The 21,586-nt window shown below is 49.7% G+C and carries 16 protein-coding genes; 9 read left to right on the top strand and 7 right to left on the bottom strand.

Going from position 1 to position 21,586, the window contains the following annotated elements; genetic code table 11:
• The first annotated feature begins 7 nt into the window (after positions 1–7).
• The 4 genes from F459_RS0114375 to F459_RS0114390 are packed head-to-tail and all read left to right on the top strand — an operon-like array spanning position 8 to position 4,612.
• A complete protein-coding gene (locus F459_RS0114375) occupies positions 8–2,071 on the top strand; it encodes an LCP family protein (protein ID WP_020613414.1) in 2,064 nt (687 codons plus the stop codon).
• A complete protein-coding gene (miaB, locus tag F459_RS0114380; RefSeq protein WP_020613415.1) occupies positions 2,068–3,390 on the top strand; it encodes a tRNA (N6-isopentenyl adenosine(37)-C2)-methylthiotransferase MiaB in 1,323 nt (440 codons plus the stop codon). The genes F459_RS0114375 and miaB overlap by 4 nt, the downstream gene beginning before the upstream one ends.
• Positions 3,375–3,674 (top strand): hypothetical protein, encoded by a 300-nt coding sequence (locus tag F459_RS0114385; protein ID WP_020613416.1) that lies wholly within the window; start codon positions 3,375–3,377, stop codon positions 3,672–3,674. The genes miaB and F459_RS0114385 overlap by 16 nt, the downstream gene beginning before the upstream one ends.
• Complete coding sequence (locus F459_RS0114390) at positions 3,671–4,612, top strand: SPOR domain-containing protein (protein ID WP_020613417.1); 942 nt, start codon at positions 3,671–3,673, stop codon at positions 4,610–4,612. Before F459_RS0114385 ends, F459_RS0114390 begins: the two co-directional genes overlap by 4 nt.
• Here the strand turns inward: F459_RS0114390 and F459_RS0114395 are convergent.
• From F459_RS0114395 to F459_RS0114405, 3 genes are read right to left on the bottom strand one after another with little or no spacing between them, the layout of a single operon-like run.
• Positions 4,606–6,117 (bottom strand): pallilysin-related adhesin, encoded by a 1,512-nt coding sequence (locus tag F459_RS0114395; protein ID WP_020613418.1) that lies wholly within the window; start codon positions 6,115–6,117, stop codon positions 4,606–4,608. The genes F459_RS0114390 and F459_RS0114395 overlap by 7 nt on opposite strands.
• Positions 6,118–6,119: 2 nt before the next feature.
• Positions 6,120–7,124 carry a DHH family phosphoesterase gene (locus F459_RS0114400; protein ID WP_020613419.1) on the bottom strand — a complete coding sequence of 335 codons (1,005 nt, stop codon included), beginning with the start codon at positions 7,122–7,124 and terminating at the stop codon, positions 6,120–6,122.
• Positions 7,125–7,128: 4 nt separating this feature from the next.
• Entirely contained in the window at positions 7,129–8,301 is a 1,173-nt protein-coding gene (locus tag F459_RS0114405; RefSeq protein ID WP_020613420.1) for a vWA domain-containing protein, read from the bottom strand.
• A 103-nt stretch (positions 8,302–8,404) separates the two neighbouring features.
• On the opposite strand from F459_RS0114405, the gene cfpA reads away from it, so the two are divergent.
• Genes cfpA through F459_RS22400 form a run of 3 tightly spaced genes read left to right on the top strand, consistent with a single transcriptional unit; the run spans position 8,405 to position 14,256 of the window.
• Positions 8,405–10,501: a cytoplasmic filament protein CfpA gene (gene cfpA / locus F459_RS0114410; RefSeq protein WP_020613421.1), complete on the top strand. Its 2,097-nt coding sequence runs from the start codon at positions 8,405–8,407 to the stop codon at positions 10,499–10,501.
• Positions 10,502–10,559: 58 nt separating this feature from the next.
• Entirely contained in the window at positions 10,560–11,597 is a 1,038-nt protein-coding gene (locus F459_RS0114415) for a hypothetical protein (protein WP_020613422.1), read from the top strand.
• A gap of 16 nt (positions 11,598–11,613) precedes the next feature.
• The gene (locus F459_RS22400; protein WP_020613423.1) at positions 11,614–14,256 is read left to right on the top strand and encodes a putative PEP-binding protein; all 2,643 of its coding nucleotides are present in this window, start codon (positions 11,614–11,616) and stop codon (positions 14,254–14,256) included.
• 93 nt (positions 14,257–14,349) lie between these two features.
• Here the strand turns inward: F459_RS22400 and F459_RS0114425 are convergent, their stop codons facing one another.
• Positions 14,350–14,895, bottom strand: a complete 546-nt coding sequence (locus tag F459_RS0114425) for a hypothetical protein (RefSeq protein WP_020613424.1) — start codon at positions 14,893–14,895, stop codon at positions 14,350–14,352.
• Positions 14,896–14,954: 59 nt separating this feature from the next.
• Positions 14,955–16,874, bottom strand: a complete 1,920-nt coding sequence (locus F459_RS0114430) for a tetratricopeptide repeat protein (RefSeq protein ID WP_245540180.1) — start codon at positions 16,872–16,874, stop codon at positions 14,955–14,957.
• A 116-nt stretch (positions 16,875–16,990) separates the two neighbouring features.
• Between F459_RS0114430 and purA the strand changes: the two genes are divergently transcribed.
• Both purA and guaA read left to right on the top strand, forming a co-directional pair.
• Entirely contained in the window at positions 16,991–18,220 is a 1,230-nt protein-coding gene (gene purA / locus F459_RS0114435) for an adenylosuccinate synthase (RefSeq protein WP_020613426.1), read from the top strand.
• Positions 18,205–19,752: a glutamine-hydrolyzing GMP synthase gene (guaA, locus tag F459_RS0114440; protein ID WP_020613427.1), complete on the top strand. Its 1,548-nt coding sequence runs from the start codon at positions 18,205–18,207 to the stop codon at positions 19,750–19,752. The genes purA and guaA overlap by 16 nt, the downstream gene beginning before the upstream one ends.
• A gap of 68 nt (positions 19,753–19,820) precedes the next feature.
• On the opposite strand, the gene F459_RS0114445 is transcribed toward guaA, so the two are convergent.
• Both F459_RS0114445 and F459_RS0114450 read right to left on the bottom strand, forming a co-directional pair.
• On the bottom strand, positions 19,821–20,777 hold the full coding sequence (locus tag F459_RS0114445; protein ID WP_245540181.1) for an amino acid ABC transporter permease: 957 nt from the start codon (positions 20,775–20,777) through the stop codon (positions 19,821–19,823).
• The gene (locus F459_RS0114450; RefSeq protein ID WP_020613429.1) at positions 20,714–21,565 is read right to left on the bottom strand and encodes a transporter substrate-binding domain-containing protein; all 852 of its coding nucleotides are present in this window, start codon (positions 21,563–21,565) and stop codon (positions 20,714–20,716) included. The genes F459_RS0114445 and F459_RS0114450 overlap by 64 nt, the downstream gene beginning before the upstream one ends.
• Positions 21,566–21,586 lie beyond the last annotated feature (21 nt).

A 21,586-nucleotide genomic window follows, 5' to 3' on the forward strand; every position in this document is an offset into this window, starting at 1 on the left:
TGAGACCATGCGTAGGATCCATCTCCTTCTCGTCCTCGTGTGTATCGTTTTTGTCGCTGTCTTTCTCACGCTCTTTTTTCAGGTGTCATCGCTGCGCCGCGAACAGCAGGCCTCCGGAGAGAAGCTTTTTGCTGAGATTGAGTCGCAAAACGATTCTCTCGGCACGCTGAAGCATGCCATTCTTTCCCTTGGACAAGAGAATAATACCCTGCGTCAAGCCTTGAACCTACCCGAGAAGCATTATGACTTTTTTGGTGCCGAAGGTGTATCCGACGCGGAAGGGGAGCCAGCCGAGGGCATAGAGAAGCAGGAGGATCAGACTCCTTTTTACCGTGCCGTGGATGCGCTTCTTGCTCACGACACTGAAATGGAGCGGGCGGCATTTCTTTCGGCGATGCTGGAAAATTCATCCGATAAGGCCTTTCTCTCCACTGCGGGAATTTCCGTGCAGCGTGAGGGACGGGAAAGCCTGCTTTTTTCTTACGCCTCCATCCCTCTTGCAACCTTTCATCTTCTTGATACGGGATATCGTCTCAATCAGGCGGAAAGCGATGAGCGGCTTCTGGCTGGAAATAACGAAGAGCTGGGCAAAGATTCTCCCTCCCTTCCAAAGAAGGTCCTTTCTCTGCTTGCATCGAAAGCAAAAGAGGTTGAGACGAAGCGACAAAGCTTTGCGGCGGCACAGAGCGATCTCCGCCGTCTTTACGGAGACGGACGGGCCACGGCCCTTCGAAGGGAGCGGGCCCTTCGTTTTAGCTCCATTACTCAAGATTCACGGCAAGCGAGCTTCGATGTAACGACATGGGACGGGATTCTCCTTTTTTCTCTGAAGGTTCGTTACGGCAGCGAGGATATCCTTGTCGGCGAAACGCAATTTCGGGAGTTTGATGGAGCCGCCGAGCATTTCCTCAAGCTTCTTACCGATGCCGATAACAGGCGTCAAACAGAGCGGGCCACCGATGCTGGGAAACAGCAGGTCCTAAGGCTTGCCCGGGATGAAGCGTTTCGCGCCTACCTCGATATCCATGGGCTGCGCCTCAAAGACGAGCCTCGGGATGAAAATGATTATTTTTACTTCGATTTTATAGATGAAAAGGGCAGTCGTGCCGGATCCCTCGCGGTCCAGAAGATGGCCGGGGAAATCTACCTCATGGATCGTGATGACGTTGTCGTCGGTTCCGTAAGGCGCTTCGGGGTGCAGGAGCCGAAGCTCGGGACGGCTTCCTCAATGGAGCTTCCCGATGATGCCGTCTTATCCCAAATGGGAAAAATTTCTCCGGAGGGAAAGACCATTTTGCTCTGCGGTACCCATGAAAATAATGCCGACACCATTATCATCGCTCATATATCCCCTGAAAAGGCGACCTTGATCGCCATTCCCCGAGATATATGGTGGAAAAAGCGCAAAATCAACTCCTATTTCAGGATCTATGGACCAAAACGCTTTGCCCAGATTGTAGGAGAAATGACGGGGCTCACCATCGACGATTACATTGTTGTCGACATGTATGCCTTTATCGATGTTATCAACATTCTCGGGGGTATCGAAGTTACACTGGAACAACCCTTGATAGATCCGACATACCGTATTAGAGAAAACGGTGAATGGACGACGCTCCACTATCCTGCCGGAACCCATTTGCTCGACGGGGTCGCCGCACTTCGAGTCGCTCGCTCGCGGCATACCAGTGATGATTTCGACAGGGCCCAGCGGCAGCAATTGGTCATCGAGGGCATAAAGAAGCGTTTCGATCAGCTTGGAGCCGGAGAGGTAAAAACGGTGTATGAGCTGCTCCAGTCTCTTGCCTCATATGTCGATACCAGTTTTTCCCCCTTTGAACTTGCCAGGCTATATCTTGAAAACAGACACATCGCGATTGAAAACGGGGGAGGAGTATCCACCGATAATGTTCTCCTTGCAACCTACAGCAACCTGCTTGCCACGGGAAAGCGTGAGGACGAGGTCGATGAACATTTCGACAAGGGTGCATGGATTCTTATCCCCCGGGAAAATAACTGGAAGCTCATCCCCTGGTATGTAAATAAACTGATCGAAGGAGATAAATCGTGACAGGCCGTTTTTTTCTTGAAACCTACGGATGTCAGATGAATATAGCCGAGTCAAATGCCATGACGCTCCAGCTGGAGGCTCTCGGCTGGAGCGCTGCAGAGCGGCCGGAAGAGGCCGATATTGTTCTTTTGAATACCTGTGCGGTACGTCAGACCGCCGAGGACCGGATTTGGGGACGCATCGGCTACTATAAATTCTTAAAAGAGAGTCGCGATTTTACGCTTATCGTGACCGGCTGCATGGCCGAACGCCTTGGCGAAGAGATCATCAAAGAATCAAAGGCCGTCGATTATGTGCTTGGGACCTTCCAGAAGCGAAAACTATCCGAAATTGCCCGTGGACACGGTGAAAAGCATGTTTCCGTTAAGGCGGATGATCTCTCCGTCTCTCCCCACTTTCAATTCGAGCCCTATCACCTTGCAAAGGGGGCCTTCAAGGCCTTTCTTCCTATCATGCACGGCTGCAACAATTTCTGCTCCTACTGCATTGTTCCCTATGTCCGGGGGAGGGAAATTTCTCGCTCACCCGACGATATTTTTCGTGAGATCGAGCGGCTCGAGGAAAAAGGAGTTCGCGAGATAACGCTTTTAGGGCAAAACGTCAATTCATACAACTGGAAGGATACGCTTCGTTTCCCTGACTTGCTCGCGAAGATCGCTTCCATGACCGACTCCATACGCTGGATACGTTTTATGAGCAGTCATCCGAAGGATATTCCGCAAGAGTTGATTCGGGTGATAGCCGAACATGAGACTGTGTGTAATCATATTCATCTGCCGGTACAGCACGGATCCAATTCAGTTCTTCGAAGAATGAACCGAAAATATACACGGGAGCACTATTTTGATCTTGTCGAAATGATGCGCACGGCAATCCCCGGTCTTTCCCTTTCCACCGACCTCATGATCGGTTTTCCGGGGGAGACGGAAGAGGATTTTGAGCTTACCCTCGATTTGGTACGACAGGTAGGATTCGACGACGCCTTTACCTATTACTATAATCCGAGGGTGGGGACCGCCGCATATGATATGGCGGAACAGGTCCCTCATGAGGTGAAGCTTGATCGGCTCAAGACGCTTATCGAACTTCAGCGGGAAATTTCCTTTGCACGCCACAAGGCACGGATCGGCGATAGCGAGAAGGTCCTTGTCGAGCAGAGGGCCAAAAAGCGGGAAGGGGAGCTTCTTGCCCGAACCAACCGAAACGAGATGGTTGCGTTTCCGGGGGATGAAGGCTTGATAGGCTCTTTCGTGCCGGTTGTATTGAAGACCTTGCACGGAAATACCTTTCGGGGGGAGGTAGTATGCCCTGGAAAATGATTTTCTTTCTTTTGATTGTCTTTGTGATCGTTCTGTTTATCTTTTTCAACATCGATACCAGTTCCGACATCAGCTTCGGCTTCGTGACCTATCATGATGTTCCGATCTTCATCTCGCTTTTCCTTGCCTTTACCGCTGGGGTGGTCATAACGATTCCCATGATCTTGCTCGGCAAGGGAGGAAAAAAGAAGGGATCAAAAAAACTTTTTTCGAAAAAAACAAAGAAAGAAATCCCTGAAGAGATCTTATCCGATATCGGGGAAGGAGATGGACCTCGAAAATGAGTTCGGATATGCTGCGCCGTTTTTTCTTTTCTGCTTTGTGTCTGATTGCCGCTGCTTCAGGTTACGGTGAAACGGGTGAGACAAGTGATTTCTCCCAGGCCCTCGGCAAGATTGAGGAGCAAATCCCCCTCTCCACAAGCAGGGCTGAGCGCTACCGGCTTTTGAAGCAGCAGGGTGAGCTCGCGCTGCTCGCCGGTGACCTGGAAACAGCCCAGACGGCGTATCAGAACGCTTCTTTCGTCTATCCTCAAGGCGATGCCACCGACTTTGCATCGCTTCTGAAAAGTGCCGAACTCCTCTTTGAGCTTGGGGAACTTCGCGTTGCCAAAACCCAGGCACAGGTCGTTGCTCAACAGGAGAAAGAGACGAAACTGGGAACGGCTGCTGAGCTGCTTCTAAACAGGATAGCGTTGTTTGACGCTTCTGCTTCCGGCAACGTCGAATTATCCTCCTCGGGAGGAGAAACACCGGTCGATCTTTATTGGGATATCACCTGCGCCTCCTTAAGCGGCGATGGAAATGAGGCGGCTCGCCTAAAGGGCCTTTTGCTTGATACCTGGCCGACTTCCCCCGAAGCCATGATCATCGCGGGACAGGCACGTAAATTTGAAAGCTTTTCAGATCTTATTCTGGCAAGCTATATTTCTCCAGGCAGTAGCGGCGGAGGTGGAGGAGAAAACCGAAAACAAGAGGCCTCCGTTGCCCGTGCTCCGAAGGAAGGTACACTCTTCCTCCAGGCCGGTTCCTTTACCGACAAAGAAAATGCCGAGTATTTGGTGATCGATCTCCAGAAAGCAGGATTTTCCGCTTCCATTGTTGAGGCTGATGTACAGGGAACCCATTACTATCGAGTGGTGCTTTCAAGTGAGAAGGATGATGCCGAGCAGTTTCTTCTGGAGCTGAAGGAAGCCGGTTTCGAGGCCTCTGCTGTCTACTGACCCTGATCATCTTCGAAGTATTCAATCTGGCGGAAGCGCATTTCCTGATCGTCCGTTTCGATGAACCCTTTCATTCCGATAATACCAGGTATGAGTTCAAGCGTTCTGGTGATTTTGTCGTTATCCTGTTCTTCTTTATAGACGAGACGGTAGGCCTGTTCTCCTCTTCCTATGCCCCTGTCATCAATAATCTTAAGCTCAAAAACGGGAACGTTGAGCATATAAACGGCGAATCCTCCCGAAAGTTGTTCACCGTTTGCCGATAGGGTAAAGCGTGGAGGAGCGAGGACCAGCTCTTCTCCGGATTCGCCTCGATAAAAACCAGACAAAGCCGGAAGCTTCACAGGAGCCACCGGTGTTCCGCGTTTTTCCGGTGAGGTTCCTTTAGGTACGGCGTAGTAGGTTCCCGACCACGAGTCGTTGAGGCTCTTTCGCCATGTCTGATTATCGATGTCGTACAACGACACCCTGATCGAACCGCTATCCAGTATACGAATTGATATCTCAACCCGAATGTAGGGGACGAGTTCGTTTTCTCCCTTAATCGATATACTGTTTGAAAGAAAACGGTACGAACTGTTCCAATGATATATCTCCTGGATATCACCGGAATAGAGGGTGATTTCCTGGCTGCTCTTGTCGAAAAGGATCGTGCTGTTGTGATCTCCATTCCAGTTTCTCGATAGAAACTCCTCAAAAGCATCGACGCCGCTGTTGAATAGTTCGCGGAGTTTGCGATCTTCGATTTCTTCTCTCGGCGTTTTTTCTTCGTTTACCTTGATATAATATCCGTCACCACTTCTCCAGGCGTACATGGAACGGACCGTTTCATTTTCGTTCTCTACGGTGGCAAAGACCGGAAAGCTGTCTCCATTTTTTAGGCCGTTCAGATAGGCCTGAGATCGTTCTGATTCACGAATCTCGATGGTTCCTTCCACGGCAAGGGTGATGATTGGTTCATAGGAAATCGCCATGTTATTGGCTCTGCTCTCCCTCCTGAAGATATCAAGCGTTTGTTTCCCCTGGGAATCGATGCCGCTGCAAATGATTTCCGTATTATGATCCCCGACTACATCGCTAAGGGTTACACCGAAAAATCTGCGCTGTGTTGCCCCTGTTTCGCTTTCCCATGCCGGATAATAACCATCTCTGAGCGTGTCGTAATCAGCTATGATGATTTTGATCGGAGAATCGGGACTGTCACCGGCCTTGACTACCAGGATTTGCTCGTCGTTTCGGTCAAGATCGAGATTTACATCCAGGATCTGAACGAGGGAATAGGGAGGATCGATTGCGATCTTCGGCTCACTCGTCTTTTCATCACCGTAGAGAAGCCCCTCTATCTGTTCTCGCGTGCTATCTGAAATCTGCTTTGTTTCCGATGTTGCTGCAGAAGCATTTTCTTCGGAAATGGAAGAGTAGGCCTTCTGCTGACCCCGTTTTTCACCGTTGTCACAGCCGATGATCAGCATCGGTATGAGAAGAATAAGAATACTATGCTTCACGATTATTCACTTCCTGATTCAAAATAGCTTTGCAGCATTCCCAGAACCTTTGTCTTTATGGTCTCGAGCCGAAAGGCGCTCTTGAAACCGGCGGCGGTACGGTGTCCCCCGCCTCCGAAGGTTTGGGCAATCGCCGCGACATTAATATTGCCTTTGGAACGCAGCGAACAACGAAGAATTCCCTGTTCGTTTTCCTTAAAGAAGATAGATACACGAATATCTTTACTTTTTAAAGGAACATTGATGAAACTATCAGCCTCTTCATACCTTGCCCCACAGGCCGCAATGGTTTCTCTGAGCATGGTTTGAACGGCAACATGTTGGTCGTAGTAGAGTTCGAGACTTGCAAGGACCTTTGATTGAAGTTTCAGAGCGGGAATAGAGTTACTCTCGTAGATATGCTGATACATTTCATTTGGGTTGACTCCGATTGCCACAAGATCGTGTGCAATGCCGAAGGTCCGTGCACTGGTTTTCGGATAAATAAAGGAGCCGGTGTCGTACATGATTCCCGTATATAAGGCTACCGCAACCTCAAGATTAATCGGAATATTCAATTCCGTCAGCAAACCATAAAGAATTTCACTGGTAGACGAGGCATTTTCTTCGATGTGATTGTCGGTGAACAGGTCATCTCCCAACTCATGATGGTCAATGATATAGTATTCACCGACATACGGAAGAATATGACTGGCAACATGGCCGATATTTCCGATATCGTTTGTGTCGAGGATAAAATGTCCCCAGGAAGCGACATCCTCGGGCAGAGGATATACTACCGCCGGATCAGGGTCCAGGATATCGATAACCCCTTCGGGATCGAGGTAGTCATATTTCTGTGCGGCCGGATCGGCATTGACAATCTTTACTCGCTTACCCAAATGGCGAAGAGCACGGTATAAAGCTATTTCGCTACCGAGAGCATCGGCATCGGGCGTCTCATGACCGGAAATAAAAAAAGCCTCATGACGTTCGATAAATCCGGCTACTTTCGCAAATCTCCCCATGCGGCTATTCTACCGGATTCTTGCGTCGTTTGTCATCATCGTCTCTCTTCTTCCCCAACGCAATAGAGGCAAATCTGACGATAACGATGAGGGCAATGAGACCTGCTAGGACAAAAGGCCATCGGGCCCGCCATCCTCCTCCATGCTCGGCCTCTTTTCTATCGGAAGAGGTCTTATCGCCGGGAGTGAGAACTATGTCGAATACCGCTGGTTGGAAAACGGTATCGCCGTTAAACACAAAGCGAATTTCTCCTTTCGCAGGTTTGCCGGGAACGGCTTCCTGAGACGAAAAACGGAAGGAGGGCTCCTTCTGTACGGTTCTTCCCTCGTTTTCCGTCAGACGCATCTGTCTATCTTCGGGAGTAAGTACCATCCGGGCACCATCTGCGGCGGTGAAAATAAGGGAATCAAAGCGGAGAATCAGGTTTTCTCCTTCACCGGCATCGGAAATTTCCAACTCGAGGGGGATTTTTATTTCCTGATCATCGATAGTGATTTTGTTCGAGGATAGCTTTGCCGAGATGGAGATCATCAAACCGGAGAGCTGCTGCGCAATCTCTCTTTCCTCGGGCTTTTCACGCACGGAAGAAAATGCGGCCGAAAGTTCCTTGGCCAACTCCTCGGCCGCCGTTTCCGTTCCAATGCCGAGGATATGGATCTTCCAGCCCTTTTTGGCAATCTCTTTGGTATGTTCGAGAAGCCGATGATTAAAGCTGCCGTCGGGTGAGTAGTAGGGGCTGTCGGGGGGAGCTTCCTGCTTCCCGTCCGTTAGTAAAAGGAGATAACGTTTTCTGCCCTGTCGGACGGGAATGGCCTCCACCGTCTTTTCGAGGATATCCAATGCGCTTCCGATGTCTGTAAACCGTCCGTCGGCAGTAATGGATGTGAGTGAATCTTTCAGGGCTTCGATGTCCGCTCTGGACTCTACTTCACCGGAAAAGAAGCGGTCGGTCTTGCCGTAAAAATTAATCAGAACAAAGAGATCACCGGGAATAAGAAGTCTGTCGACAAGCTCATCAGCCACATACTCCTTTACGGAGTCTATCTCTTCGACCATCGAAAGGGACTTGTCCAGCAGGACAAACAATTCGATATTTCCTTTTCTTGTATCGGCATAGAGAATCCCCGAGATGCCCAGGAAAAAGATAAAAATCGTCAGAACTCTTTTTTTCACCATGATGTCTCTAATCCTATCATGATCTACAAAAAAAAAAAATGTGCTTTACATTTTTTCCGCGATGTAGATAATCTATTAATGAAATAAACCGAAGGAGAGTGCAATGGGAAGCATAGATCTACCGAAAAGTCCGATGGTGTTTCACCCTACAAAGCGAAGCGCGGTGGGATCCCGAAACTCCCTCGCTCAGGAAAGCCGAGACCAGCAGGCGGAAGTTGATCGTCTTCTTGAAGAAGAAATCGATAAGGTAATGAATCATATCTCCACCAAACTTCCTAAGGAAGTTCTGGAGCGGCTGGACGTCATGGGCGGCCTTAAGGAGAAATTGTACAACTATTTCAACCAGAATGTTCAGAACATGGTCAACCGTTATCTGGTTACCAGTGAAGACGAATTGGTAAAGAAGACTCGAAACTTTATCGATCGCGAGGAAATGAAGGTCCTTACCCGATATACACCGAAAGAGATATCTACTCTTCTCGATGAAGTCGGAGGAATGGATCGGTTCAATACCGGTGAGATTGAAAAATCAATCGTAAATATGTACGGCCACTTACAGGGACATATCCAGAGAGGCGTGAACGATCTGGAAAACTTGACAAACTCCCTGCTTCGGCAAAAAACCGATGTCGGTGCCTTTATCCGCGGTGAGAATGCCTATTCCGTCGTAAAATGTTCCTTTAAGGACAATATACAGAAACCAAAGACCGTTACCGATGTAAAGCTTTCGGTTAATATCCTCGATTCCGAGCTTATCAGTCCTATTTTTCACTACCAGGTAACCGTCGAATATCTGATCAAGGACCTGCTTTCCAAGCATGTCATGGATCAGATCGATAAAGAGATCGAAAATCTGAAAGATGAAAGAATCGACGAGGGGCTGGAGGAGCTCAACGATAGCGAGATCATCTTTGAGAAGATGAAGCGGGTGGAGAATTATACCGATGACGATAAGGAGAACCCGAAGTCCAATCGGTATAAGTTTATGGCGAAGAAACTGATGGAACGGCTTGAGGGGCTTCGTGCCGAGATCGATCCCGAAGAGTTCGATCAGCTCAACATCAGAGAAAATCTGAAAAACATCGTCGATATCGAGAACATAAGAAACCGTGGGTACAATACCGCCGTCAACTCCATCACCTCCATTCTCGACACCTCGAAGATGGGGTATCAACACATCGAAAACCTGAAAAATGCCCGTGAACTTATTATTCAGGAATATGAGGATACCGACTACGCATTACTGCCGGATGAACGCTATCAGGTTAGACTCAAATACTACGACAATGCCCAGTTGATTGAGGAAAGAAAATCGTACGATGTTCAGCTTCGTTCTTTCGAAATTGAGGTTCAGCATCTTTGGGATGTCCTTGAGATGGTCTATGAAGACACCAAACTGTTTAAGCGCGTCACCGATTATCCCGATCTTGCCAAGATCTATAAGAATAAGATTAGAAAGAAGATTAAAGCCAAGACAGGTGATCCCCTCTATGAAGACATAGACAAGGTTTGGGATGAGATTTCCTTTGTGCAGCCTGCCGAAACGCAGGTAGAAAAGATGAACCGTACCTATATGTTTGAAAAGGATAAGGTGCGGAAAAAATTGATCTTGATGAAGGATAAACTGCAGGAGATGTACGGTTTTCGTTATCCGGTCCAGCGCCGTGTCATGGAAGATCGTCTCGATTTTCTCCAGAAAGAGTTCAATCGTTTTGAGTATTTAATTAATCCTTATCATATTCAGCCTGGTCTTCTTCTTGATGTGGACATCACTTCCATTAAGAGAAAGAAGGCAACCTTAGACGGTATGGCGAATGTGCTCAACGAATTTCTGCACGGCGTTTCAAAGGGTTTCCAGGATGCCGCTTTTGCATCTTTCAGCCGACGACGGAGCACCGTCAGGGATGATATCGATCAGCATTTCGCTTCGGTTGCCGAGTTCGAAGAGCGGCAGGCGGAGGAGGAGGGAGGCGCACTTCCTACTCCAAGCAAGGGACAGGCGTATCTTGATATGCTGAACGATAGTGCCGACGCAGGGGCTGGCGAGGTATCGACCGTTGTGGAAGAGGCTCCGGTTTCCAAGCCCGCTACAACGCGAAAAAAATCTTCGGCTCCCAAGGGTTTGGTCGATGATGCTCCAAAAAAGAAACGGGGCAGGGGTCGACCCAAAAAGGGAAGCGACGGTCTGAAGAGTTTATAATCGATGTACGCTAAACGCCCCCGACAGCGGGGGCGTTGTTTTTATGGAGACGGGAAGAATGAATATGAATATGTACGAATTCGAGACCCTTTCCACCAAGGATGGTTTTAATCGGTCTTTGAGCCATTTTCGGACGGTCTCTTCCTTAATAGATAATTTCGAATCCCATATCAATCTCGCGGATCTTCTAAACGAAGCCCTAAACGAAAAAGAGATTGATCATAGGCAGATTATGCCGATTGTAAGGGCCCTTTTGGTGGATAAGTATGCTTATCGTTATGAGAGCCTGACATTGCCGCAGTCCATTACCGAGTTTGCTCTTTTTGTCGATGAGATAAAGCGCTGGAAGGCGGTTGACATTGTCCTGGTCTACTTCCATCCCGACCTTGGTCCCATGGTGCTGAATCCAAAGAACTCGGAGCATTTCGATAGTTTGAACAATATGGCGAGGAGTGAGCTTCTGACCATATATGTCGGAAGCTTTGAAAAGAAAGGGGATGAAAAGCTGGAGTCTAAGGCCCTTGATACGATTGTAAAGCTTTTTTCAGGCAAAAAGGCGAAGGCTCCCGACTCATTGACCAAAGGAAATTTTGCCGCAAAGCCGAGGATACCTGCAAAAGCGGCGGCACCCAAAAAGTCCCAAAAGCGGTCGACGCCTGCGGCATCGGAAACAAAGCATGCAAAGGCTTCGGCTGCGACAGCAAGTCCTGCGGGCGTAAAGGAAAAGGAAGCAGAGGCTACTGCGCCTGCTGCTGGCTCCGGAAAGCGGAGAATGACTCCTTTTTACTCTGTTCCCGTTACCAATGAGCTGTTCCATAACGGGAATGTGGAGGCCTGGAAACGGATCATCCAAAGTTATAACCATAAGCATCCTTCACTGGAGGTTTACATCTATTATGAGGGAGAGCGAATCCATGATATCCACAGTCTCTTTAAGTGGGGCAAGGTTAAGCACGGCAGTGCAATCCTTTTTGCCGTTGCTGGGGAAGATATCAAGGATGTGGCGAAGTTGCAGCGCTATCTCAAACAGGGAGCGAGTCCTAAATTTGAGGAGTTTCTCAAATATCCCATAAGTCAGATTCTCAACCTGTTTTGAACAAGCGAGGGCAAGTATGACAAAGAATATGCATTTTTTTAGCAGAAACAAATATGTAAAAAATCGGGAAACGTGGGAAATTTTCGGACTTCGGGGAAAGCAGGCAATGGAGTTTGCCGCCCTCGATCTCCCCATCTTGCCCGGTTTTATTATCGATGCTTCCGTAACCGCTCACCTGGATCATCAGCCTGATATGAAGCGGTACCTTAAGAACTATATCGGAAAGTGTGAGAGTGATACCGGAAAACGGTTCGGAGATAAAGAGAATCCGCTACTGGTGAAGATTGTTATCAGTCCGAACCTTGCGATCGTATCCTACCCAACCTTGCATAACTTTGGGTTGACGGACGAAACCATTCCCGGATTTAACCAATTCGTGGGTGAGGATTTCGGTTACCACGAGGTCCTTTTCCTCATCAAAGGCTATCTGCAGATAGAAGAGAAGATAGCTCAGCTTGAAGAGCGTCAAAAGGATGCGGAAAAGATTACCTCATTAATCGAAAATCTTCAAAAGGGGATGGAAAAAAATGACAAAGCTGAAAAATTCAAGTCCTTGATGGAAGAGTACCGAAGGTATCTTCCTGAAGATTTTTTCAGTGATGCCTATACCCAGCTGGAAATTGTCCTTAAGACGATAAGTAAGATGCTGGCCATCGATGAACTTGACGACGAAGATGCCGCTCTTATTGTTCAGCCGATGGTCTATGGAAACTACGGAAAGAACAGTGCCAGCGGTGAGTTTTTTACCCGTAATATCGTAACGGGAGAGAAAAAGCTCGAAGGGTGGTTTGAGCAGAACCGATTCAATAGTATCGAATCTGAAGGAAAAGAGATCGCACAGATCGAAAAGCCGATTTTTGCAGAGTTGGAAAAGGTTGCTGGCATAGTGGAGGACCATTTCAAAGAGATTCGGTCCATCCGCTTTACGGTGGAAAACGGCAAGGTGTGGCTTATCGATCAGCGGCCTTTAATGAGCAAATCGGTTCAGGCGGATGTTAAAACCCTGCTTGATCTCTATGCCAGGAAGATCATCAGCCGAGAAGAACTTATCACCGCCTTTAAACCTGATCAGCTCAACGAGATCCTCCATCCCGTCATCGACGTCAAGTCGACTAAAAGCATGGAGCGAATCGACGGAGGCATTGCAGGTGCCCCCGGAGCGGCAATCGGGAGGATTTATTTTTCCACCGAGACCCTGCTTGACGCCTATAAAAGTGCCCAGCAAAAGGGAGAAGATACCCGGCTGATCCTTTGCATGCCTGCGACCTTTGCCGAAGATGTAAAGGCCATTGAGGTCTCCACCGGTGTTCTTTCCGCAGAGGGGGGATACTCCGCTCACGCTTCGGTTGTGGCGCGACAGTATGGTAAGGTTTCTCTTGTCAATTTCGATCTGAAATTCCGTGGTAAGAAAAAGGCCCTAATCGGTAAGGTCGAATTGAATGAAGGTGATCTCGTAACTTTGAACGTTCCCCACTATGGTGAACCCACTATTTTACTTGGCGAGGCCCAGCTGATCGAACCGGACCCGAAACAGTCGGGGCTGCTTGATTTTATCGACGTTGTCAAGAAGGAGGTGTCGGCCTTCCATGTACGGGTCAATGCTGATAAACCGCGGGATGCCGAACTTGCACGCACCTTCGGAGCCGAGGGAATCGGGCTTTGCCGGACCGAACACATGTTTTTTCAGGAAGAGCGTATCAATGTTTTTCGTGAGATGATTATGTCCGACAATCGTGAAGAGCGGCTGAAGGTCCTGAAAAAGCTGAAGAAGATGCAGCAGAGCGATTTTTATCAGATTTTCAAGGCTATGGAAGGGAAAGAGGTGACAATTCGCTTGCTTGATGCCCCCTTACATGAATTCCTGCCCCATAACGATGAGCAGATGAAAGCCTTCCTTGATTATTTGAAGACAAGCGGAGGCAAGAGCATGAGCCAGCGGGAGGTTCGCGAGCGCTGTGACGCCCTTGCCGAGTTCAACCCGATGCTTGGTCATCGAGGCTGTCGTATTGCTGTGAGTTATCCCGAGATCTATGAGATGCAGATGGAGGCCATTTTCGAGGCTGCCTATAAGCTTGTTTCCGAGGGGAAGAAGGTGGCGCCTGAGATTATGATTCCCCTCATCATGAACCATAATGAGCTGAAGCTCATTATCTACGGAAAAAAGATCGAGGGTAACACTTATCGCGGCCTTGCCCAGGTTGAAGAGCAAGTCAGAGAGCGGCTGGGTGCCAAACCGCTCGATTACAAGTTCGGTACCATGATTGAGCTTCCTGTCGCGGCTCTGGGGGCTGGTGAGATCGCACGTTATGCCCAGTTCTTCAGCTTCGGCACGAACGACCTTACCCAAACCACCATCGGCCTTTCCCGGGACGACTATACCTCCTTTATGCCTGATTATACACTTTTCGATATCCTATCGGGAAATCCCTTCCAGATTCTCGACGAACATGTAAAGGAGCTTATTTCGATTGCCGTGCGGCGGGGAACCCTTACCAGACCGGGGCTTACCAAGGGCCTCTGTGGTGAACATGGTGCTGTGCCCTCCAATATTGCTTTCTGCATGGATGCCGGGCTCGACTATGTTTCCTGCTCGGTCTATTCGGTGCCCATTGCACTGCTTGCCGTTGCTCAGCAGAATATTGAGCGAAGAAAGGCATAACAGAGCTCTTATACCACAATGCAAACAAAAAGCTGCCGAAACCATGGGTTCCGGCAGCTTTTTTAGGCACTCGCTCCTGTTGCGATACCTGGTTTACCAGATGCCGAACTTCTTGATCCCTTCGAGAATCGATTTGTGTGCCTGCCTTGCGTCCGACTTCGGAATCCCCGCTTCCCTGTTGAGGGTTTCGGTAAAGAAGTAACCAAGGGTGTCCATTACCTCATCATTGGCGTAAAAAAGAAGTGAAAAATTGATTCCCGAGGGCTTCATGATGGTAAAAGAACCATAACTGATGATAGGTTCCTTGCTTACCATTACCTTGGTCTGGTTCTTTGCGGTATAGATCTCAAGCTCGTTAAACCGCTGAGGAATCTGATGCTTCGTATCCCGCCTAAAAGGTTCTACAAATTTCTGCGGATAGGTTGCCGGTTCGACCAGCACGAACAACTTGTTTCCATCGGTCTGAAACGTGAGCCCTTCTTCGGTTAGATAGATACTTTTTACACCACTGTAGGCGACAACCTCGTAGATAGAGTAGGTAGTCCTACCATCAAAGAATGATGAAACAATGTATCCGCCTTCTCGCGGAAGCTTATCCTGAGAATATGCCTGGAAAAGGTCCAACGCTTTCGGTGCCATAGATTCATACTCCTTCTTTTATCTTCATTATAAACATCACCTGTTTATGGCTGCAAGCACTAAAACTGGGAAGTACTTTTCTTTCGTTTTTCATCTGCCTTTAAAAAATATCGTGCTGCAAGATCGTCTTGTCCCATCTTTCTGAGTGTACTGGCGAGATTTTGATAAGCTTGCCAGGATTCTGGTGAAAGCTGCATCGCCTTCCTGAAAGTGCTTGCAGCCTCATCATAGTTATCAAGATGGTAATAAATCTTACCGAGAATCAGCAGCAGGGAATAGGGGGGATCGGACATTGCAGAAAGGGCGTTCTCGAGGAAATCGGCTGCTTGATTTCCCTGGTTCGCCTTTTCCAGACACCATGCATGAGAAGTAAGAAAGCGTTCGTGAAATGGCGCTTTCCTGAGGAGCCTCCTATAGACAAGGGCCGCTTCGAGATAACGTTCCTGTTTACGTAGCGAAATACCAAGTACACGCAGTGCCTGAAGGTCCTCAGGTATAAGGGCAAGCAATGCCTTTGCCTGTTCGGCACAAGCGGAAAAATCGGAAAGCCGATAGAGCAGCAGCAGCAATTTTCGCATATAGATTCTGTCGTTACCCAGCAGCTTTATCAGCGAACGATATTCGCCCGTAAGCTTCTGAGCGATCTTCACATCTTCCACCTGTTGTTCGTGGAGAGGAATCACCCCGAGAAGTGCTTCTTTCATTTCCGGGTTGATCCCCAGGGCCTTCATATACCACGTTTCAGCATCTCTGGTATTTCCGCTTCTCAAATGGAAATCCCCCAGAGCCGTCATAAGGAAGGAATCCTCTTTATTATCTTCCAGCGCCTTGAGCGCAAGGCTCATGCCGCGAGAGGGGTCCCGTTCCAGTTTCCAGAAGACAAGGGGAGTATAGTAACGTGCGATCTCGTTATCGGGATCGCTGCGGTCTATCTGGCGCAAGACATGAAGCATTTCTTCGAAACGCTGTTGCTGCCACAGCACCATGGCGATTCCATATCGTGCTTCGATACGGGTACGATCGAGATCAAGTGCCCTGCGAAAGTGATTTTCCGCCCGCTTAAAGTCGCCGAGGTGGCGGAGTGATTCTCCGATAAGTAGCCTGATCTCTATGTCGTCGCTGCCGGCCTTTAGGAGGCGCAGGGCATGATAAGATGCCTTGCGAAAATTTCCAGTCTCATAGTAGCGGACCGCGGTTCTGTAATCGGCCTGAAGGGGATCAAGTTCCTCTCTGTCGTCGCCGAAATGCTTCAACTGGGAGAGTTCCTTCAGTGCTTCGCTTTTTCTGCCTGTCTGGAAAAGCAGTACGGCACGTCGATAGCGAATCATCTCGTCATCGGGCGAAAGCTCAAGGGCCTTCTCGTAGGCCCACAGGGCATCATGAAGACGCCCCTCTTCCCTGGCCCCCATACCGAGATAGAGGTAGAGGAGAACGCTTTCAACCCCCCGTTCCTGGAGGAAGGAGAACATCTCCATGGATTGTTTGACATCTCCTCGATGAAAAAGGCGGATGGCCTGCACATAGAGGGTGTTCAGATAGGCTTGGTATATCTTCGTATTTTCCGGCCGCTGCTCCACCAAATTCGATAAAAGGGGGAGAGCAATGTCGTGACGCCCTGCCTTTAGATAGGCAAAGGCCAGGTAGGTTCCTATCTGGGCAGACTGCGGGGCGGCCTTCCAGGCCCGCTTGAGCTGGAAAAGGGCCTCTTTAGGGAAGCCTCCACAATAGTATGCCCTTCCAAGAAAAAACATGCCGGCCACCGATTCCGGTTTTGCCCGGTGAAAATCACGCAGGTATGCGATAGCCGGTGCATATTCTCCAAGAGCATGCCATGCCCTTCCGAGATAAAGGGCGGCGTCTGCAACATCATTTCGTGTTGCAACGACGGGGAGAAGAAGCGATATGCAGCCCCGATAGTCCCGTTTTTTGCCTGCCTCAATGGCCTGGCGTAAGCGTGTTTTGGCCTCACGATCATCCATGATATAATGAGAATACACGTTTTCCTCATCTTTCGCTACCGAAAGAGCATCTGCGGTTTTGACAAAAATGGCCCCTTCTGGCATCATTGTCTTATATTTTTGAGTCGGGGGACGCTATGCATCTTGTTGTTATCGGTGCCCAATGGGGTGACGAAGGAAAAGGAAAAATTGTTGACTATCTTGCCTCGGAGGCGGACCTTGTCGTTCGTTTTTCCGGTGGTGCTAATGCCGGACATACTATTGTAACAAATGATATTACCTATAAATTGCATCTTGTTCCCTCCGGAATTGTCTATCCGGAAAAACACGTCGTACTCGGTTCGGGTATGGTGATCGATCCTGAGGCCCTCTTTTCCGAGCTGGCTACCATCAAAGAGCAGGGGGTTGATTGGGAAGGACGTGTACATATCAGTGACAGAGCACACCTCGTTTTGCCGGATTATAAAGAGATCGACAAGACTACCGATGCAAAACGGCGAAATCCCATAGGGACTACGGGGCGCGGTATCGGTATTGCCTATGCTCAGAAGGCGAACAGAGACGGTATCCGGGTCGGTGACCTCACAGAGGCGAATTTTCTCAAAAGCCTTCGGGACAATGAGCGGGAATTTCTCGCACCCTATATTGAGAGGCTCAATTCGATGAGTATCAATCTTGCCGCCTACATGGCGAAATACGACGAGAAGCGGGTGCTTTTCGAGGGGGCCCAGGGAGCTCTTCTCGATCTTGATATAGGGACCTATCCCTTTGTCAGTTCTGGATATAGTGCCGCCGCCGGGGCGAGTATTGGGGGCGGCGTCGGGCCTCGGAAAATCGACAGGGTGATGGGTGTCTTCAAGGCCTACACGACCAGGGTTGGAAACGGCCCCTTCCCCAGTGAATTTGATCCTGAAACCGAGGGCGCTCTTGAGAATATGGTACGTGAGATCGGCAGGGAGTACGGAGTAACCACCGGTAGGCCTCGACGTTGCGGCTATCTTGATCTGGTAGCTCTGCGCTATGCATGTCGGACCAATTCCATCGATTCGCTGGTCCTTACCCACCTTGATGTGTACGATACCCTGGATGAGATCGGTGTCTGTGTGGGGTATGAGCTTGATGGAAAGACCATCACTGATTTCCCTTCCACCGCTTCCGCCCTTGACCGGATCAAGCCGGTGGTAAAGAGTTTCCCCGGTTGGAAGAAAACCCTTACGAAGGTGGCGAAGTATGAGGATCTTCCGGAGAAGGCGAAAACATACATTGCCTTTATCGAAGAGTTCACAAAGACGAGTGTCGATATCATCTCTGTCGGTTACAACAGGGAAGAGACCATGATCAGGAAGGACATGTGGACAAGATCCTGATTGTAGATTTCGGCGGGCAAACGGCCCAGCTTATTGCACGGCGGATCAGGGATTTTGGTGTATACAGTGATATTGTCGCTCCCGAGACCAATCTTTTGCCGAACATCCTCTCCGATGTGAAGGGCCTGATTTTTTCCGGCTCTCCCTGGTCGGTCTATGAAGAGGGCGCTCCAATCGTTCATCCGAGTGCCTATGAAAGCGGTTTGCCCATTCTCGGTATCTGTTACGGTTTTCATCGGATGACCGCCGATTTCGGGGGATCGGTCCTTGGACTGGCAAAGAAAGAGTACGGTAGGGCCTCCTTGCGCTTTCCCAAGCCCTCTAAACTTTTCGATGGGGTCCCCGAAGGCTTTATTAGCTGGATGAGTCATGGAGACAGCATTGCCGAAGTTGCGGAGGGTTTTCAGATTACCGCTCGAAGTGCAGACCACCCAGCTGCGGCAGAAGATCCCGAAAAGAGGCGCTACGGCCTTCAGTTCCATCCCGAAGTAACTCACTGTGAGTACGGCATCAAGATTCTTGAGAACTTTGTCTTTGGGATTTGTGGTGCAGATAGGGGCTGGAGTATGGAGGGCTACCTCGAGGAGGTTTCTGCGTCCATCAAAAAACGGGTTGGCGACCATCCTGTTCTTCTTCTTATCTCGGGAGGGGTCGACTCTTCGGTGGTCGCCGGTGTCCTGCTTTCGGCTCTTGATCCGGAAAAGGTGCACCTGATGTACATCGATACGGGGCTCATGCGCAAAGGTGAGACCGAAGCGGTACGTAAAAGCCTTGAGGCCCTTGGCGCCACCCATCTTTCGATCATCGATGCAGGTGACCGATTTTTACATGCTTTGGAAGGGGTTGATGATCCTGAAGAAAAACGACGGATCATTGGAGACCTCTTTGTCGAGGTGCAGAAGAGTGATATCGTCGGGAAAATAGACGGGGATTATTTCCTTGCCCAGGGCACCCTTTATACCGACCTGATCGAGTCTGGCAAAGGGGTCGGCAAGAACGCCAAGGTAATCAAAAGCCATCACAATGTGCGCAGCCCTCTCATCGAGGCAAAGCGAAACGCCGGTATGATCATCGAACCCCTGGACCGACTCTACAAGGACGAGGTCAGACGGTTAGGAAGACTTATCGGCCTATCCGAGAGTGTGGTGGGACGCCACCCCTTTCCGGGGCCGGGCCTCGCGGTGAGAATCCTCGGGGCGGTTGACCGAGAAAAGTGCAGGATCCTGCGGGAGGCTGATGCCATATTCATCGAGGAACTCCATCGCCGGAAGCTCTACGACGAGATATGGCAGGCCTTTGCCGTTCTTCTTCCGATTAAGTCGGTAGGCGTAACAGGGGATGCAAGGCGTTACGGCTATGTTCTTGCCCTTCGGGCGATTGTCAGCCATGACGGAATGACCGCCGACGTATATCCCTTTGATACAAAGGACCTTCTTGAAATTTCTTCGCTTATCACAAACTCCGTATCGGAAATCGGCCGGGTTGTCTACGATGTGTCGAGTAAGCCCCCTGCCACCATTGAGTGGGAGTAGGATAGGAAGTATCCCTCGTTTTTTCTGACTTCTGACGGTCCGACGGCATATTCGGTCGCTTCGTCTGCTTAATCGGCAAAACGCTTTCGTAAACCGCTTTCTATCCTCGAAGAGAGGATGGAGGCGGTGAAGGTCAAAAGAAAGTAAAGCAGGGTGACGGCGCTCCAAATCTCGAGGGTACGATAGGTTGATGCCGTCAATTCCATCCCCTGGAAGGTGAGCTCTGCAATAGAGATGACCGAGACAATCGATGAGTCCTTCATGGTGGAAATAAATTGTCCGGTAAGGGCTGGGAGGGCGTTCCGGGCCGCCTGAGGCAGGATGATAAGCCGCGTTCGATCGAAGGATGAGAGTCCGAGGCTGTAGCCTGCCTCCCATTGTCCCTTATCCACCGAGCGTATTCCCGACTGGATGATTTCGGCGATGTAGGAGCCCTCGTAGATGCCCAGGGTGATGACTGCCGAGAGAAAGGCGGTCAGCCTGGCGGGCTCGGACAAAAATAGTGCCAGAATCCTTTGGACCAAAGGGGAGGCATTTCGTGCGGCCTGATCGATGCCGAGGGGATCGAGAAGCTGGCTTGAGAAAAAAAAGTAGAAGATAAAAACCAAAACCAGAGGCGGCAGGTTCCTGATAAGTGAGACGTACAGGCCGGAAAGCATCCTGAAAAAGCGGTTGCGTACCAACCTTCCAACGCCGACAACGGTACCGATGAAGAAGGCGATGATGCTCGACCAGATCGACAATCGGATGGTAGTGAGAAAGCCTTTAAGCAGGATTCCCCGCGGATTGAAAAATGAAGCGACTACCGGTTTCCAGTTCCACCTATAATGCATAACCTGTGAGGAACGGAAAAGAAAAAGTGCAACGAAAAGGATTATGATCACCGCCGACACAATATCGACGGTGATGCGAAGCCTCTTCGTTTTTGCATGAAAGAGCTGATGGCGTGTTGCTGAGACTTTCATTCCAACGCTGACTGCCAATCCCTGGATTCGAACCAGTAGGCTTTCCTTTCTGCAAGCCATCCCTCGGAATCCACCACCCGTATCCAGCTGTTGAATACGTTCAGGGCGTCGGCCTCTCCCTTTCGTATCGCAAAGCCGATGGGTTCGCGGGTAAAGGTCCCCGGTATCGGTAGATAGAGGGTATCTGGATTTTCGATGGCTTGAAAGGCGGGCAGGGGAGCCGAGGCCACCATGGCATGGGCACGACCTGTTTTCAGCTCCTGAAGCGCCTGGGCCTCATCATCAAAGAGTTTGATATTGGCATTCGGCATATATTTCTTGGCGGCATCGGCTGCTGTAGTACCGATTCTCGCCACAACGGTGACATCGGGATTGTCGAACTCCTCCAGAGAGCCGTATCCCGGGGCTGTTTTCTTATTTGCCACGATGGCCATCCCCGAGTAATCATACGGGATGGTGAAGTTGACCTTCAGGCTTCGCTCCGGACGAATCCCCATTCCTCCGATAATGACATCGAATTTTCCGGTCAAAAGCGCAGGAATGATTCCCGACCACTTGGTGGGAACAAACTCGACATCAACACCGAGGTCTTGAGCAAGACGCTTGGCCACATCGATTTCAAAGCCGATCAGCTGGCCGTTCTTATCATTCATGGCCCAAGGGACAAAGGTGGACATGCCGACCTTCAGAACACCGCGGCGGGAAATTTCGTCGATCAGAGTTCCATTCCCCCGTGGCTCATTGTCTGCGGTATTTTCTTCTTTGGGAGGGGCCCCGCAGGCAGTGAAAAAGGAAAGGAGGACGACAAACCAGATAAGCATGAGAACGTAGCTTCTGCTTTTCTTCATAAAAACCTTCCTTATGGTGTT

Origin of the sequence: Sediminispirochaeta bajacaliforniensis DSM 16054 (genome assembly GCF_000378205.1) — a bacterium.
GTDB classification, from domain to species: domain Bacteria; phylum Spirochaetota; class Spirochaetia; order DSM-16054; family Sediminispirochaetaceae; genus Sediminispirochaeta; species Sediminispirochaeta bajacaliforniensis.

What these genes read in the sequence shown, in the direction of transcription:
- F459_RS0114375 (WP_020613414.1), top strand. Translation starts at nt 8, where the DNA reads ATGCGTAGGATCCATCTCCTTCTCGTCCTCGTGTGTATCGTTTTTGTC.
- F459_RS0114385 (WP_020613416.1), top strand. Translation starts at nt 3,375, where the DNA reads ATGCCCTGGAAAATGATTTTCTTTCTTTTGATTGTCTTTGTGATCGTT.
- F459_RS0114390 (WP_020613417.1), top strand. Translation starts at nt 3,671, where the DNA reads ATGAGTTCGGATATGCTGCGCCGTTTTTTCTTTTCTGCTTTGTGTCTG.
- F459_RS0114400 (WP_020613419.1), bottom strand. Translation starts at nt 7,124, where the DNA reads ATGGGGAGATTTGCGAAAGTAGCCGGATTTATCGAACGTCATGAGGCT.
- F459_RS0114405 (WP_020613420.1), bottom strand. Translation starts at nt 8,301, where the DNA reads ATGGTGAAAAAAAGAGTTCTGACGATTTTTATCTTTTTCCTGGGCATC.
- cfpA (WP_020613421.1), top strand. Translation starts at nt 8,405, where the DNA reads ATGGGAAGCATAGATCTACCGAAAAGTCCGATGGTGTTTCACCCTACA.
- F459_RS0114415 (WP_020613422.1), top strand. Translation starts at nt 10,560, where the DNA reads ATGAATATGAATATGTACGAATTCGAGACCCTTTCCACCAAGGATGGT.
- F459_RS22400 (WP_020613423.1), top strand. Translation starts at nt 11,614, where the DNA reads ATGACAAAGAATATGCATTTTTTTAGCAGAAACAAATATGTAAAAAAT.
- F459_RS0114425 (WP_020613424.1), bottom strand. Translation starts at nt 14,895, where the DNA reads ATGGCACCGAAAGCGTTGGACCTTTTCCAGGCATATTCTCAGGATAAG.
- F459_RS0114430 (WP_245540180.1), bottom strand. Translation starts at nt 16,874, where the DNA reads ATGGATGATCGTGAGGCCAAAACACGCTTACGCCAGGCCATTGAGGCA.
- purA (WP_020613426.1), top strand. Translation starts at nt 16,991, where the DNA reads ATGCATCTTGTTGTTATCGGTGCCCAATGGGGTGACGAAGGAAAAGGA.
- F459_RS0114445 (WP_245540181.1), bottom strand. Translation starts at nt 20,777, where the DNA reads ATGGCTTGCAGAAAGGAAAGCCTACTGGTTCGAATCCAGGGATTGGCA.
- F459_RS0114450 (WP_020613429.1), bottom strand. Translation starts at nt 21,565, where the DNA reads ATGAAGAAAAGCAGAAGCTACGTTCTCATGCTTATCTGGTTTGTCGTC.